Genomic DNA, 15955 nt, shown 5'->3' with positions numbered 1-15955 from the left:
GGTGACCCGTACGGGATTCGAACCCGTGTTACCGCCGTGAAAGGGCGGTGTCTTAACCGCTTGACCAACGGGCCACTACAGAAAATGAATGGTGAGCCATGAAGGACTTGAACCTTCGACCCTCTGATTAAAAGTCAGATGCTCTACCGACTGAGCTAATGGCTCATTTCTTTTTTACTTGTCCACTTGCCTTAGCGACAAGATTTATAATAACATACAGAAAACTTAACTGCAAGTGTTTATACAAAATAATTTTATTTAATCTTCACCAATCATTCAGACCTCCGAACAACCTTCACCATCATATCGAAAACAATACGAAAACGCAAGTCGAAACTTGTGTTTTCGTTGTTTTCTTACGTATTATTTTTAGTATAACCTTGACCTGCATATATCAAACCATCATTTTTTTAAGCAAAAACTCCACGAACTAAGTTTGTTTGATTACGATCAGGCCCAACCGAGAAAATCGTTAATGGAATCCCAGTTAATTGCGAAACACGCTCAATATAATGACGAGCATTTTCAGGAAGTTCATGTAAAGATTTTACACCAGTAATATCTTCTGTCCACCCCGGTAACTCTTCATAAACAGGCTCACACTCTGCAAGTACTTTTAGGCTTGCTGGGAACTCTTCCATGATTTCTCCACGGTATCTATACGCTGTACAAATTTTTAATGTAGGAATGCCTGTTAACACATCAATTGAATTTAATGATAAATCCGTTAGCCCACTCACACGACGAGCGTGACGCACAACAACAGAGTCAAACCAACCAACACGTCGAGCTCGTCCAGTCGTCGTACCGTACTCACGGCCAACCTCACGGATTTGGTCACCAATTTCATCATGTAATTCAGTTGGGAATGGACCATCACCCACTCGCGTTGTATATGCTTTTGAAACACCGACAACATGGTTAATTTTTGACGGACCAACACCAGAGCCTATCGTTACACCACCAGCAATAGGATTCGAAGACGTAACAAATGGGTATGTGCCTTGGTCAATATCAAGCATAACACCTTGTGCACCTTCGAAAAGAACACGACGCCCTTCATCTAAAGCATCATTTAAAACGACAGATGTATCACAAACTAATTCAGCAATCTGCTGTCCATATCCATAATATTCTTCAAGTATTTCTTCCTTTGTAAATCCGGACGTTTCATAATACTTTTCAAATAAACGATTTTTCTCATCTAAATTGCGGATAAGTTTTTCTTCAAAAACTTCTTTATCTAATAAATCAGCAATACGAATTCCGATACGGGCTGCTTTGTCCATATAAGCTGGACCAATCCCTTTTTTCGTCGTTCCGATTTTATTTGCACCTTTGCGCTCTTCTTCCACAATATCTTGCTTTAAGTGATACGGTAAAATCACGTGAGCACGATTGGAAATTCTCAAATTACTTGTATCAACATTACGTTCATGTAAGTATGCTAATTCTTCAACGAGTGCTTTCGGATCAATAACCATACCGTTTCCGATTACACAAATTTTATCTTTATAAAAAATCCCAGATGGAATCAAGTGAAGCTTATATTTGACACCGTCGAAAACGATCGTATGTCCTGCATTATTACCACCTTGGTAACGAGCGACAACCTCTGCTTTTTCTGAAAGATAATCCGTAATCTTTCCCTTTCCTTCATCGCCCCACTGTGTACCAACTACAACAACTGATGCCATTTCCGCACCTCCGCCTCAGGCTTAAAAGCCGAGTAATAGTAATCAAATCCATTAATTAGTATACCAACTCACTAATTGTGCGTCAACAAAAACACGAACATTTATATTAGTAGTGTTATAATTTGTTCGTCAAAAAGCTATGAAACTATAAAAAAAAGGACGTAATGTCATGATAAGTACATGTACGACCGTTAGTTCTGAACTATGAGGTTCTCAGTCTTCTAAAATAGTAAATAGAGCATAATAGAATTAATCCCATTCCTAGCAACAACCAATGATACATACTCGTTGCCGTATATCCGCTGGCTGCGCCGATTAGCTCAGTGCCACCCCGCAGGACGCGCAGCATGATTTTCGGTAGCGACGAACAAAGCTCGGCACATGAGCATTCGCACTAACTCCCATACAAAACCCACATGGTGAAGCCCCATTCACTCCGCCACTAACAAAGATGAAAGTAGTGGCGGCTTTTCAAACTGTTGGCACGTTTACAACTCGATCACCATCAGGAGTCAGCCGCACAAACAGGGAGCACTGTCCTACTAAGGTCATTTATCGTGAGATGGATGACGAACTAACTTCACGGCACAAGCTATCGCCCATAAGCAACTCCCATACCAAAAAACCTTACCAATTGTCTCAGCTAACAATTAGTAAGGTTCATTAAGGCTATGCACCTGGCGGCATATCGCGTTCTTCGTGACGCCTATCTAGATTAACGAACTTATTATATTCCTTCACAAATGCCAACTCTACCGTTCCAACGGGACCGTTACGTTGCTTGGCAATGATAATTTCAATAATATTTTGGTTCTCGGACTCTTTATCATAGTAGTCATCACGATATAAGAAGGCGACAATATCGGCATCCTGCTCAATACTTCCCGATTCCCTGATATCAGACATCATCGGGCGCTTATCCTGACGTGATTCTACACCACGAGAAAGCTGTGATAAAGCAATAACAGGAACTTCGAGTTCACGAGCAATCCCTTTTAACGTACGAGAGATTTCCGAAACTTCCTGTTGACGGTTCTCACCACTACGACCATTTCCTTGAATAAGCTGAAGGTAATCGATCATAATCATACCGAGACCACTTTCTTGTTTTAGACGGCGACATTTCGCTCGAATCTCACCAACTTTAATCCCTGGTGTATCATCAATGTAAATACCAGCCTTCGCCAAACTACCCATCGCCATCGTCAGCTTTTGCCAATCCTCTGACGTTAGTGCACCCGTTCTCATTCGTTGAGCGTCAATATTTCCTTCGGCACATAGCATACGCTGCACGAGTTGACTGGCCCCCATCTCTAAACTAAATATCGCCACGTTCTCACTCGTTTTTGTGGCCACGTTTTGAGCGATATTTAAAGCAAAGGCGGTTTTACCTACGGATGGACGGGCGGCAACGATAATTAAATCATTGCGCTGGAAACCAGCTGTCATTTTATCAAGCTCAAGGAAACCGGTTGGAATACCGGTAATATCACCTTTTTGATTTTGGAGCATCTCAATATTTTCATATGTTTCCACTAAAACATCTTTAATCGTAACGAACGCACTCGTATTTTTACGCTGAGCTACGTCAAGAATCGTTTTCTCGGCATCGTCTAAAATCGCATCGACTTCATCATCACTTTGATAGCCTTCTGCTGCGATATGTGTCGCCACTTTAATTAAACGGCGCAGCACTGATTTTTCCTCAACAATTCGGCTATAGTACTCGACATTGGCTGCCGTCGGTACGGCATTCGATAAATCAGCTAAATAGGAGACGCCACCGACATCATCTAACCATTGACGATCTTGAAGTTCAGCTGTAATCGTGACTAAATCTACCGGCTCCCCTTTTTCAGCCAAGTCCAACATAATTTCATAGATTCGTTGATGTGAGGCACGATAAAAATCCTCAGGCTGCAAGCGTTCCGTCGCAGTTACTAAAGCAGAATCTTCTAAGAAAATAGCTCCTAGAACCGCTTGTTCAGCTTCTATATTTTGTGGCGGTGTACGGTCGGCAAATAAATCACTCATTCTGAACTTCCCTTTCTCAATCGGTTTATTCTTCCAATTCGATTACTGCTCGACAACGTGTACTTTTACCGTGGCAATAACCTCTGGGTGAATCTTAATTGGTACATTTGTATAACCTAATGAACGAATTGGATCATTTAATAAGATCTTACGTTTATCGACTTTTAACTTTAGACTCGCTAATGTTTCAGCAATTTGTTTCGTTGAGACAGCCCCAAATAAGCGGCCACCTTCTCCAGCTTTTGCCTTAATCGTTACTTCCTGTGCTTCTAATTTTTCTTTATATGCTTTTGCCTCTTCTAGTTCCTCTTGCACTTTCTTGTTTGCACTTTTCTTTTTCGCTTCCAAATCCTTGATATTAGAGTTATTAGCTTCTACCGCTAAATTTTTTGGAAATAAGAAGTTACGTGCATACCCTTCTGATACGTTTTTAACTTCGCCTTTTTTTCCTTTTCCTTTTACATCTTCTAAGAATATGACTTTCACTTTAATTTCCTCCTTCTATTGATTCATCAATTACTGCTTGTAGTTGATGTTTGGCTTCTTCTATTGTAACATCTTCTAACTGTGTTGCAGCATTTGTTAAATGTCCACCACCGCCAAGCCTTTCCATAATGACTTGCACATTTACTTTACCTAAGGAGCGTGCACTGATCGACACACATCCATCCGTCCGATTTGAAATAACGAACGAAGCATCGACACCTTTCATTGTAAGTAAAGTATCGGCTGCTTGGGCAATCGTGATTTGTGTAAAAGCATCCCCTTCATCAGCAGCTGCAATCGCATAGCCTTCACGATAATACTCGGTATTTTCAACAAGCTGAGCTCGTTTAACATAATGGTCCAGCTCTTCCTTCAGCAGGTTTTGGACGAGAGTCGTATCTGCCCCATTTGAGCGTAAATAGGAAGCTGCATCAAAGGTTCTCGCTCCCGTTCGGTTCGCAAAACTTTTCGTATCGACAACAATTCCCGCAAGTAACGCTGTTGCTTCCAAACGATCAAGCTTTAATTTTTTCGGTTGATATTCTAAAAGCTCGGTCACAAGCTCGGCTGTTGAGGAAGCATAAGGCTCCATATAGACAAGAACTGGATCATCGATAAACTCCTCACCGCGACGATGATGGTCAAGGACAACGATACGGTCAACCTTTTCCAACAGTTGCTGTTCAACGACCATACTCGGGCGATGGGTATCAACAATGACAAGTAATGTCTTTTTCGTTACTTCCTGTAAGGCTTCATCTGGGGAAATGAACTGCGACCAAAGATGATCGTGATTTTCGACTTCATCCATAAGCCGGCTTACATTCGGGTTTAAATCATTCGGATCCAAAATCACATAGCCCTCTCGCTCATTAACCTCAGCGATTTTTAGTACACCAATACCGGCACCGATCGAATCCATATCAGGATGCTTATGGCCCATCACCATGACTTGATCGCTATCTAAAACAAAATCACGAAGGGAGTGCGAAATGACACGAGCCCGAACTCGAGTTCTTTTTTCCACCGCATTTGATTTTCCACCATAAAAGCGGAATTTACCGTTCTTCTGCTTGATTGCTACCTGATCGCCACCGCGACCTAATGCTAAGTCCAAGCTTGATTGAGCAAGCTGCCCTAGTTCGCGAACAGAACGATCGCCGGCCCCAATTCCAATACTTAATGTTAAAGGAACTCGTTCTTTCCCAGAAATTTCTCTTATTTGATCCATCAGGGCAAATTTATGGTCTTCTAATTTTTTTAACACACCAAAATTCATAATCGCGACAAATCGATCCGATGCATTTCTACGTATAAAAATATCATTCTCTTGTGCCCAATTATTAATCGCTTGTGTTACCTGGCTTACGAGACGACTTCGCACTTGTTCTTCAAGCCCTTGCGTGACATCATCATAATTATCAAGCAACAGAAAAGCGACCACGGTTTGCGTATCTCTATATAATTTCTTTGTTTCTTCCATTTCAGTGACGTCAATAAAATAAAAGAGTCGCTCATCCTTTTTTAACTGAACATGATAAAAGCTGCCGTCGACTTCAATAGTGTCCTCTTCTAAGTCATCCTCCATCATCTCAAAAAGCTTATCATGAATGCTTTGTAAATCTTCCCCTAATGATTCTTTTGAAAACACTTTGTTCATAAAAGGATTCATCCATTGAACACTTAAGTGCTCATTATAAAGAAGCATGCCTATCGGTATATGAAGAACGGCCTCCTCCCCCGCTTTTTGCACACGATAAGATAAAGTAGAGACGTACTCTTCAAATTGCTTTTTAAAAGCACTCCTTACTCGCCATGTGAAAAACGCAAAGGCAAGAAACCCAATAAATGCAGCAATTCCGACCTGCCAATGAAAGTATGTGATGAGTACCACGAGTAGCAAGGTGAAAATAAACAAGCCGATAACATGATATCCGGACAAGTGTCTAATTAAAAACTTCGGCATATTGTCAGCTCCTACTTTTTCTTCTTATTATCAATCCACGCTCGAATCTCAAATCCTAAATCAACAATACCTAAAATTCTTACTAACTCTAATAACGGAGAAAATAAGATACAGACAATTAATATAATAAAAGGCCATACTTTTGTTCGATGAACCACATGGAAGTAGTAAAAAATTAAACTAAAGCCTTGAACCATCATGACAAACCCTAAAATCAAGAAAAGGTTCGTCACAACTAAAAACATCGTGGTTCCTTCTTCAAAGCTAAAAAAGGATAATATTAAAACAATAAAGTAATACCAGAAAAAAGCTCTTGGAAATTTCCACTCACGGAATGGTGGTATTTTTGTAACCTCAAGTCCAAGGCGTCTAAGAATTAACTGACTGAAACCTACTGTAATGACAGCAAAAGCGACAGCGGTTGTAACAAGGATAACCGGCCCCAAGTAAACAATAAATTCTGCTACTTGCATCATCTGCTCAGAAACAGCTTCATTGGCTAAAGAACCTAATGTCGACTCAATAAAATCAATTTGATTCAACATCGATTCCTTAATTGTCGTCATCGGGTCTACCCCTGCTATGAGTGTACTCGCCACAAATGAAAGGACAAGTGCCGTGGTAAATGTAAGTCCTGCTCCAATTAGAACCGGGAAACCACCTTGGTGCCTTTTATAAATTTCTCCAATCGCAACACCACTTGCCACAAAAAACAACGCCACAATAAACCCAATCAGACCCGTCAATATAAATGATAGTAACAGGGCCGTAGCTCCAGCCACCCCGTTGGCCCGTAAGTGATAACGCCTACCAAATATGATAAAAGGGAATGCTAAAAACCAAATCAAAAATACACTCAGTAATGGTATAAATAAAGTCATCAATAAAACAGCGATAAAGAGAGCAACCATTAGTGCTCCTTCTACAACGATCTTCCTTTGATCCACTTGTTCACCTCATTGAGCTTCTTTGTCTGATGACAAAAAGCTCCTTTCCTTTTCAAGCTCTCATTTATATACGTATTAATTAAAGTACGCGATTCCTTTCAAAAATATCGAATGCTCTTTGAAAGTTTTCCATATCTTTGTCTATTTTAGCTCATTTACCTTCGAAGGGAAAGCAATCACCGCTCAAAAAAAAGAAACGCCCTAAAGGACGCGTCTTTTATTCAACTTGCTCGTAAATGTTTTCATTTGCTTCCCAATACTACTTAGCTTGTCCTAACCAAGATTAGTTTTCGACTGGTTCTTTCTTAATTTTACCAAGCTGATAGGCAACTAAAAAGCCAAGTATAAGTGAAATGATACAAATAAAAATCTCAAACCCAACTGGAATACCTGGGAAAATAACAAAAATCGAGCCACTTACAGCTCCAATCATAACCGCATACGTTAAACTTCGATGATAATAGAAGAAGTAACGTACAATTTTACTCGTAATCACTAATCCAATTAATACGCCAAATCCTACCGCAAAAAGGATTGGTAAGTTAAAATCAGATACCGCTTGAATAATGGTCGCATACACGCCTAAAATAAGAAAGATTAATGATCCACTTATCCCTGGCAAGATTAAAGCTGTACTTGCTAACCAACCAGATAGAAATAAAAAGGCATAGGTTTGCCACGTAAAATCTACGATGATAGCCCCTTTATCTTCACCCGCTAGAGCGGTTAAGGCAACTAACACTACTGCAATGGTAAATAATAGATAATGTTTCACATGAAACTCTTTGCGATAATTAACATCTCTTAATAATGTTGGAATAATGGCGATGACAAGCCCCATAATAAAATAAAACGTCGGATAAGGCTGATTGGCAATCAACCAACCAATTGCTCTTGCAGCAACTAGTATGGCAACACCCATTCCAATTCCTACATTTATTAAAAAGAGTGCATGCTTTTTCCATTCTTTTGTTGTTATACCATTTATCGCTTCAATTAAACGCTCATATAAACCAATCAACAAGGCTACTGTACCACCACTTACACCAGGAATGACTTCAGTTAATCCGATTAGCATCCCCTTAAAAAAACGTTCCAGCTTCACAAACTCAAACCCTTTCTTTGTCTAAAGTGCAAGAACTATTACAACACTATGCATTTACCTAGTGTTTTTCAATTTTCTCGTATCTTCATTATAGTATCATTTTTTTTATAAAATTTATATGGTGATACTTTTTGTATGGAAGTGTACTTAGGGGGAATGGATTGTGAGCTTTTTAGTATCACAAATTTAAAATGGCTTCTTGTATTTATGATTTAGAAGTCATCTTCTTGATCTTGTTTATATCATGTCGACCTAATGTTTTGGTCGGCACCTTCTTGCTCTTTTTTCACTCTGATCATGTCGACCTCACGCCCTGATCGGCACCTTCTTGCTCTTTTTTCACTCTGATCATGTCGACCTCACGCCCTAATCGACACCTTCTTGCTCTTTTTCCTCTCTGATCATGTCGACCTCACGTCCTGGTCGGCACCTTCTTGCTCTTTTTCCTCTCTGATCATGTCGACCTCACGTCCTGGTCGGCACCTTCTTGCTCTTTTTTCACTCTGATCATGTCGACCTCACGCTTTGATCGGCACCTTCTTGCTCTTTTTTCACTCTGATCAGTCGACCTCACGCCCTTGTCGACACCTTCTTGCTCTTTTTTCACTCTGATCATGTCGACCTCACGCCCTTGTCGACACCTTCTTGCTCTTTTTTCACTCTGATCATGTCGACCTCACGCTTTGATCGGCACCTTCTTGCTCTTTTTCCTCTCTGATCATGTCGACCTCACGCCCTGGTCGGCACCTTCTTGCTCTTTTTTCACTCTGATCATGTCGACCTCGCGCCTTGGTCTGCATCTATGGATTTTATTCGGAGCTATGATAATAGAATGGGCTTTTCCACATACACGTCGCCATGTCTACTTGACCATTGGCTTTAAATGGGACTCCTTCTTGTTCTAATAAAGTTCTCTGTCGTGTGCCGCCAAAGACATTTTCGGGAGGGAGCTCTCCGCTTTTTTTGATGACGCGATGGGCGGGGACATTTTTAGGTGAGTGGCTTAAAGCTCTTCCTACCATTCTTGCATGGCGGGGTGCATCTAAGAAGTCAGCAATTTGTCCGTATGAGGCTACTTGACCAGCAGGGATTTGTCTAACTGCCATGTAAACTTTTTCGTTAAAATCACTCATTTTTTCTCCTCGCTTTCTTTCATACTTGTTGAAACTCTACTCAGAAAAAGCGTTTGAAAGTTTCTAATCGCGATCCTTTCTTTCTGACTCTAGAAACGGTATTATATATTTATATAGGTTTTTTTAGATAAACTAGAGGAGGTTATCCTTTGAAAAAGGCATTACCTATTAAGAAAATCCTTACAATTATCGGGATAATCGCTTTTGCAGTTTTAGCTATTATTTATTTCTCGGCCCTGATGCCGATTTTATTTGCCATATTAGCCGCTTTAATCGCAGAACCATTTGTTAGAATACTCATGAAATGGATGAAGACAGAAAAAAGGATACTCCCTGTTACGATCGTTTTTTTATCTTTTCTATTAATTAGCACGGGAATTTTATATTTCACGATTGCTAGAGTGTACCGTTCCTTTTACGAATGGTCTCTCCAAATTCCTGTCTATGCTCTTGAATTACAACGATTCATTGACGGGATTATCATTGAGTTTAATACACTTATTGAAGAATTTCCACAAGCCAATGTGATCATTTCAGAGCTTGAAAATCAAACAGAAGGAATTTTTAATACAGCTGTTCGCCTAACATCAGAGCTCGTCACCATGATTGGAAGCTGGCTGCAAGCTGTACCAAACTTACTTTTCGTTTCTTTAATTTTCTTAATTACATTCTTCTTAATAAGTCTTGATTTACCACGATTAAAAAGAATGTTCTTTCAATTATTTAAACCAGAAACATCAACGAAACTACAATACATATCTCAAAAGATGGGAAAAGTTTTTCTCGGTTATTGGAAAGCCCAGTTTATCCTTTCCGTAGGGGTATTTATCGTTACCTATATTGCTCTTTATTTTATTGCACCGGATTTAGCGTTATTTATGTCCTTTGCGATTTGGGTAGTTGATATTATCCCACTCTATGTGGGTCCCGCATTAATCTTAGTGCCTTGGGGTATTCTGGCGATGATTCTCGGCTCTATGAATCAAGGAATTCAATTGATGGTGCTCGCACTTGTGCTGCTTGTCATACGTCGGATTATCGAACCAAAAGTACTTGGAGATTCCATCGGTCTTGCCGCTCTTCCTACGGTCCTATCGATGTACTTTGGTTTTATCTTTGGAGGCGTCATGGGTTTAATTGCAGGACCGTTTGTTTATATCGCGATTAAATCAGCAATTGAGGCCGGGTTATTTAATTTAGTCGATAAAAAGATCGAAGAAAAAGAAGAAGAGCAAAAAGAGAAAGCTTTAATGACCGAACAACCAAAATCTAAATAAAAATAAGAGTTGTCCTTATAAGAGGGCAACTCTTTTTATGTGTCGTTATGCTTTTTTTGCCAATAAAAAATGGCGAGTTGTGTTCGGTCACGAATTTCTAACTTATCTAGAATCGTTGAAATCACATTCCGAATGGTTCCTTCCCCTAAATATAACTGCTTAGCAATTTCCTTATTGGATAATCCCTCACCTACAAGTGTTGTAATCTCAACCTCGCGATCCGTTAATTGCTCTAACCCCTTTTTACCTTGTTGCATGAGTGTTTGTAATACATCCGGTGTTAGTACAGTTGCCCCCGATTGTAAAGCACGAATTTGCTCAGCCATTTTTTCAATTGAATTTGACTTAATTAAGTACCCCTCGGCCCCTGCTTTTAGAGCTAAACGAATATTCCTTGCGTCCTTAAATGTAGTCAGCATCATGATTTGTATAATTGGATAAGTTCGCTTAATGATTTTCGTACTTTCAATCCCATTTAATACCGGCATTTGTATGTCCATCAAAATCAGGTCTGGGGTTTTCTCCTTACAGAAGTCGATAGCTTCCTGACCATTTGTAACATTTCCAATCACGGTCAAATCTTTTTCCTTATTTAATAAAAGCTGCAAACTTTGTCCAACTAACGGATCATCATCAACAATTAATATCTTCATCCGTCCACCTCTCTATCTATCGGTAAAACACAAACAAGCCGATAACCATCTGTTCGATCAACAGATAAAGTACCCTTTAAAGTTCTAGCTCTTAATTGTAAGCTCCTAATCCCTGTACCATGCTGTGAATGCTTTTGAACGTTGCCATAATCTTGGATTTTTAAACGGATGAGATGGTCTGTCACAACTAACTCAATATCCACTTCTTTTGAGTTACTGTGCTTTCGAACATTGGTTAAAGCTTCCTTTATACAAGCTTCTAATAAAACCCACACTGGTGAAGTAATTCGTTCATAATGACCTCTATGACGAAATGATACGGTCAACGGTTCCGATTCCTGAACAATTTTCTCAAGATGTTCAATCCCCATTAGTGAAACAGGCATTAAATTATGGGCGGTTTCTCTTAACCTTGTTGTACTTCTTACTAATCTTTCTTTAATCTGCTCTAATAACTTCTTTCCCTCTGCTTGGTCCTCGAGATGCTCATAGGCTTGGATCGCTAACAAAGCGCCAGTTAGATCATGACCTAAATAATCATGTAATTCTCTCGATATCCTGTTTCTTTCTTTTAATTCAGCGGCTTTTTCAACTTCACTATAAGCGATTAATAATTCCATTCTCACTTGCTCTAATTCATAACGAGCTTTTCTTTCCTTATCCGCTTCTGCCGTTGCTCGCTTCTGCTGGGTCAGCAAGGAAAATAAGAAGTATCCTATAAAAATAGAGATTATACTATACCAAAAAAACACTTCTGTTATGTCAGGATATAGGATAAGAAAAACAAAATAAGGAATAACAACGACCCATTTGGATTTTAATAATGCCTCAAATATTGGAATCGTTAAACCGAATTGAGCAAAAGAGTAAAATGGCATAAAGGCCAAACACACGATCAAATCCAAAACAAAGCTCCAAGCAGGTAACGCAAAACGAACCCGCAAGCTCGTCACGATCATTAATAATAATAAAAAGATAAAACCTTCTACGCCTACCTCACTTAATAACCAAAGGTGTGAAAGAATCAATAATTGAACAACACGCCATATTAGCACAAATCTATTCGGATTCTCCACAACCTTCATGCTATTCCCCTCCTACTTCGACAGATATGCAACATTGTTTTTATATGAAAGTTACTTATGGGCGTTAGTTTGTGCAGTGCAGTTAGCTCGTTATCCATCTCGCGAAAATGACCTTAGCAGGACAGTGCGGCCCTTTTTGTTCATCCGACTCCTAATGGTGAGCGAGTTGTAACCGGGCCAAATGTTTAAAAAGTCGCCACTACATATGAATGACCACTTTGTGCAGTTACTCCAAGGTTTGGTCTCCTTATCTTCACATTAACCCTCTCCTTGTGCAGATACTCCAAGGTTTGGTCTCGGTATCTTCACATTAACCCTCTCTTTGTGCAGTTACTCCAAGGTTTAGTCTCGGTATCTTCACATTAACCCTCTCTTTGTGCAGATACTCCAAGGTTTGGTCTCGGTATCTTCACATTAACCCTCTCTTTGTGCAGTTACTACGAGGTTTGGTCTCGGTACCTTCACATTAACCGCCTCTTTGTGCAGATACTCCAAGGTTTGGACTCCTTATCTTCACATTAACCCTCTCTTTGTGCAGATACTCCAAGGTTTGGACTCCTTATCTTCACATTAACTCTCTCTTTGTGCAGATACTCCAAGGTTTGGACTCCTTATCTTCACATTAACCGCCTCTTTGTGCAGATACTCCAAGGTTTGGACTCCTTATCTTCACATTAACCGCCTCTTTGTGCAGGTACTCCAAGGTTTGGACTCAGTATCTGCACGATTCCTTATGAACCTTAAAGTGGCGATAGATGACTTTCATGTTTGTTGGTGGTGGAGCGGTTTTGGCTTCACCATGCGAGTTTTATATGAAAGTTAGTGCGAACATAGAGCGTTGCTGGGTCGGTACAGAAATGCTTGCTCCGCGTCCTGTGAGGGGCACTGAGTAATCGGTACAGCCAGCGGAGCTCAGCTCTGGCACTACGTCCCAAGGCAGTCTCCGCATGACTCGCCCGTTGGGTACTTCTAATTCTCATGTTCACAATACAATCTAACACTTTTATTAAAATGAAAAAGAACGAAACCAAATTGAACGAAAAGCCAATAGTCAAAGAGCCAAACCCAACTTTCATCACTGTTGGTCATTTTCCGGCTCCATTGCTGCGTATTTTGATTTGCTCCACATTGGCAGTCCTATTTCCGGCTCCATTGCTACGAAATTCCACACAAAAATTATCCACATGTGAATAACTCTTATCTCAACTTCCTCGCACTACCAATGATTAAGAACAAAATCGTAAATAAAATAAGCATACCATTGATCGCGAGAAAATCCTTTACACCTTGATCACCAAATACAACCCAATCAAGACCAGCCGCTAACCAATACGTCGGAAACACTATCGCAACCTTCTGCAAAACATCAGGCATCAACTCAATTGGAATCATCACACCACCCAATACCGCAATTAAACTAATAACCGACACAAAGATGATCATCGACATTTCCCTGCTTCGGAAAAAAGATATCCACATTAACGAAAAACCAATCGCCGATAAACTAAAGCACACAAACAAAATAAACAACCAAAAAGGCTGATACAATTCAAGCCCTATCAAGACTCCTCCACCAATTAGAATGCCACATTGAATAACAAGAATGATAAAATAAGCAATTAAATTTTGCGTGAGATAACGTAAATGTGATATCGGGGCAACCGCTAACCGTTTAACAACCCCTCGCATTCTATCCTCTAAAATAAGGCCGGTTAACTTAAGACTAATAAACATCAGAAACAAACCAAAATATTGATAACCATAAGGTAAATGGGGCCAATACTCAGCTGAAGGAAAGAAAATTAAAATCACCGGAAACAAAAATAAAAAAAATAAATTGGTTTTATTGGCTATGCTTCTTTTAAAGGCATAATAGAAGACGGTCATGTTAACCTCCTCCTACCAAGTACATACATCACCGCAAACATAACCACAAGCCAAGCTCCTAATATTCCAAGGGACTGCCAAGCAAGAGTCATTTGATTTTGCATCGCATAAAGAACCGCATCTACAGATAGCATTAATGGATTCACATACTCATTGATAAAAGTAAAGAAAGCGTGATCAGGCATTGGGAAAAACAGACCAGCAAGGATCACAAAGCCGACCCCATACACTTCAGTTAATCGCTCCGATACTTTGAAATTAGTAACGACAAATAAACAGATCAAACTAACAATCGTTGATAATATCGCCATAAGCGAAACGACAAACATCACCCATAGCCAATTCCCCCATTCCACATTTAGGACCATACTCGTATAAACCAATAAAAGAAAACCTAATATCATGGAAAACAACGTGCCACATAAAGCTAATGAAAAAGCGTACATCGTTCGATTGAGCGGTGAAATCTGAAAACGCTGCTTTCTCAAAGTTAGCAAATCTTCTTGGATAAAATGCATCACGACCGACCCACCGAACAATTGAAACACAAGCGTCATGATAATGGCGGTATCGTAAAAAGCAGGGTAACCAGCCTCATTTGTGACCCCACCTAATATAAAATAAAAGACAGTTATCAAAACGATCGGCATAGCAAGCAGTAATAGCAAAGTCACGAAATCTCGACTCATTCTTAAAAAAGTAAAGGGAATAGTTTGAAGGACTCGCATTACTTCTCACCCCCATCCCTTAAGGTGCGACCTGTTAACGTTAAGAAAACATCTTCTAAATCCGGCTTTTCGACATTCATACTAATAATACCAGAGCCTTCTTTAATGATGGATAAAATACGGTCCAGATGTCCTGAACCAGCAATCGCAATAACCACAATTTCATTGCCTATTTTCGTTACCTGTTTGACATCAACTAGCTTTTCAATTTGATCTAATGAAATCATCTCAGGATGACTCACTTCAATTTTAATCTTTTCTTCATGCTGAATATTTCGCACGAGCTCTTGCACCGTACCTCTTGTCATCACTTGCCCTTGGTCGATAATCACAACCTCTGAAGCAATCGCCTCTACTTCTTCCATATAATGTGTCGTGTAAAGAATCGTCGTTCCCCTCTGATTCAATTTTTTAACCGCTTCTAAAATATGATTGCGTGATTGCGGATCAATACCTACGGTTGGCTCATCCATAATAAGGAGCTTTGGCTCATGAACAATCGAACAAGCAATGTTCAATCTCCTCAACATGCCTCCAGAGAATTTTGCCGCTCTTTCCTTAGCATGCTCGGTTAATCCAACAAATTCTAATGCCTCTTGAACACGTTGCTTACGCTTTTCTCCTTTTAAACCGTAAATCCCTGCAAAAAAATTAATGTTTTCCTTTGCAGTTAGTTCTACAAAAACGGAAATCTCCTGGGTTACCAGGCCGATTCTCTCTTTATTACGAGTGTGAAAGGGGTTCTTTTGATCATCAAATAATTCAATCGTTCCTTGGTCAACGTTTTCCATACCTGTTAAGCATTTGATTAAGGTGGTCTTTCCAGCTCCATTTGGACCGAGTAACCCAAGAATTTCTCCTTGCCTAATATCTAAATCAGTATAATCTAAAACAAGCTTTTTCCCATAACGCTTGACGATACCTGTTAACGATGCAACCATCACTTCATCACCCTTT

Annotated in this window: 13 protein-coding genes and 2 tRNA genes; 1 reads left to right on the top strand and 14 read right to left on the bottom strand. The window is 39.8% G+C overall.

Annotated elements, in window-relative coordinates; translation table 11 throughout:
- Positions 1-2: 2 nt before the first annotated feature.
- From PQ479_RS20280 to PQ479_RS20240, 9 genes are all read right to left on the bottom strand, one after another.
- Positions 3-74, bottom strand: a tRNA-Glu gene (locus PQ479_RS20280).
- A 15-nt stretch (positions 75-89) separates the two neighbouring features.
- Positions 90-165 (bottom strand) — tRNA-Lys (locus tag PQ479_RS20275).
- A 245-nt stretch (positions 166-410) separates the two neighbouring features.
- Positions 411-1697, bottom strand: a complete 1287-nt coding sequence (locus PQ479_RS20270) for an adenylosuccinate synthase (RefSeq protein ID WP_047986644.1) — start codon at positions 1695-1697, stop codon at positions 411-413.
- 669 nt (positions 1698-2366) lie between these two features.
- Positions 2367-3731, bottom strand: a complete 1365-nt coding sequence (gene dnaB / locus PQ479_RS20265) for a replicative DNA helicase (RefSeq protein WP_047986643.1) — start codon at positions 3729-3731, stop codon at positions 2367-2369.
- Positions 3732-3773: 42 nt separating this feature from the next.
- Positions 3774-4217: a 50S ribosomal protein L9 gene (rplI, locus tag PQ479_RS20260; RefSeq protein WP_047986642.1), complete on the bottom strand. Its 444-nt coding sequence runs from the start codon at positions 4215-4217 to the stop codon at positions 3774-3776.
- 1 nt (position 4218) lies between these two features.
- Complete coding sequence (locus PQ479_RS20255) at positions 4219-6183, bottom strand: DHH family phosphoesterase (protein ID WP_047986641.1); 1965 nt, start codon at positions 6181-6183, stop codon at positions 4219-4221.
- A gap of 11 nt (positions 6184-6194) precedes the next feature.
- Positions 6195-7130, bottom strand: coding sequence for a YybS family protein (locus PQ479_RS20250; RefSeq protein WP_047986640.1), 936 nt, complete (start codon positions 7128-7130; stop codon positions 6195-6197).
- A 283-nt stretch (positions 7131-7413) separates the two neighbouring features.
- Positions 7414-8235 carry a DUF368 domain-containing protein gene (locus PQ479_RS20245; RefSeq protein ID WP_273717179.1) on the bottom strand — a complete coding sequence of 274 codons (822 nt, stop codon included), beginning with the start codon at positions 8233-8235 and terminating at the stop codon, positions 7414-7416.
- 809 nt (positions 8236-9044) lie between these two features.
- On the bottom strand, positions 9045-9368 hold the full coding sequence (locus PQ479_RS20240; RefSeq protein ID WP_047986639.1) for an MGMT family protein: 324 nt from the start codon (positions 9366-9368) through the stop codon (positions 9045-9047).
- A gap of 149 nt (positions 9369-9517) precedes the next feature.
- Here PQ479_RS20240 and ytvI point away from each other — a divergent pair, with 149 nt between their 5' ends.
- Positions 9518-10645: a sporulation integral membrane protein YtvI gene (ytvI, locus tag PQ479_RS20235; protein WP_047986638.1), complete on the top strand. Its 1128-nt coding sequence runs from the start codon at positions 9518-9520 to the stop codon at positions 10643-10645.
- 35 nt (positions 10646-10680) lie between these two features.
- On the opposite strand, the gene PQ479_RS20230 is transcribed toward ytvI, so the two are convergent.
- The 5 genes from PQ479_RS20230 to PQ479_RS20210 form a co-directional block, all read right to left on the bottom strand.
- Positions 10681-11298, bottom strand: coding sequence for a response regulator transcription factor (locus tag PQ479_RS20230; RefSeq protein WP_047986637.1), 618 nt, complete (start codon positions 11296-11298; stop codon positions 10681-10683).
- A complete protein-coding gene (locus PQ479_RS20225; protein WP_047986636.1) occupies positions 11295-12383 on the bottom strand; it encodes a sensor histidine kinase in 1089 nt (362 codons plus the stop codon). Before PQ479_RS20225 ends, PQ479_RS20230 begins: the two co-directional genes overlap by 4 nt.
- 1197 nt (positions 12384-13580) lie before the next feature.
- Positions 13581-14270, bottom strand: a complete 690-nt coding sequence (locus tag PQ479_RS20220) for an ABC transporter permease (protein ID WP_047986635.1) — start codon at positions 14268-14270, stop codon at positions 13581-13583.
- Entirely contained in the window at positions 14267-14998 is a 732-nt protein-coding gene (locus PQ479_RS20215; RefSeq protein ID WP_047986634.1) for an ABC transporter permease, read from the bottom strand. Before PQ479_RS20215 ends, PQ479_RS20220 begins: the two co-directional genes overlap by 4 nt.
- Positions 14998-15942, bottom strand: a complete 945-nt coding sequence (locus PQ479_RS20210) for an ABC transporter ATP-binding protein (RefSeq protein ID WP_047986633.1) — start codon at positions 15940-15942, stop codon at positions 14998-15000. The genes PQ479_RS20215 and PQ479_RS20210 overlap by 1 nt, the downstream gene beginning before the upstream one ends.
- Between the last annotated feature and the right edge of the window lie 13 nt (positions 15943-15955).

The organism is Alkalihalobacillus pseudalcaliphilus (genome assembly GCF_028610675.1).
GTDB classification, from domain to species: Bacteria; Bacillota; Bacilli; order Bacillales; family Bacillaceae_D; genus Alkalihalobacillus; species Alkalihalobacillus pseudalcaliphilus.
The sequence above is the reverse complement of the archived record's forward strand: the minus strand, read 5'-3'. Positions and strand labels throughout refer to the sequence as shown.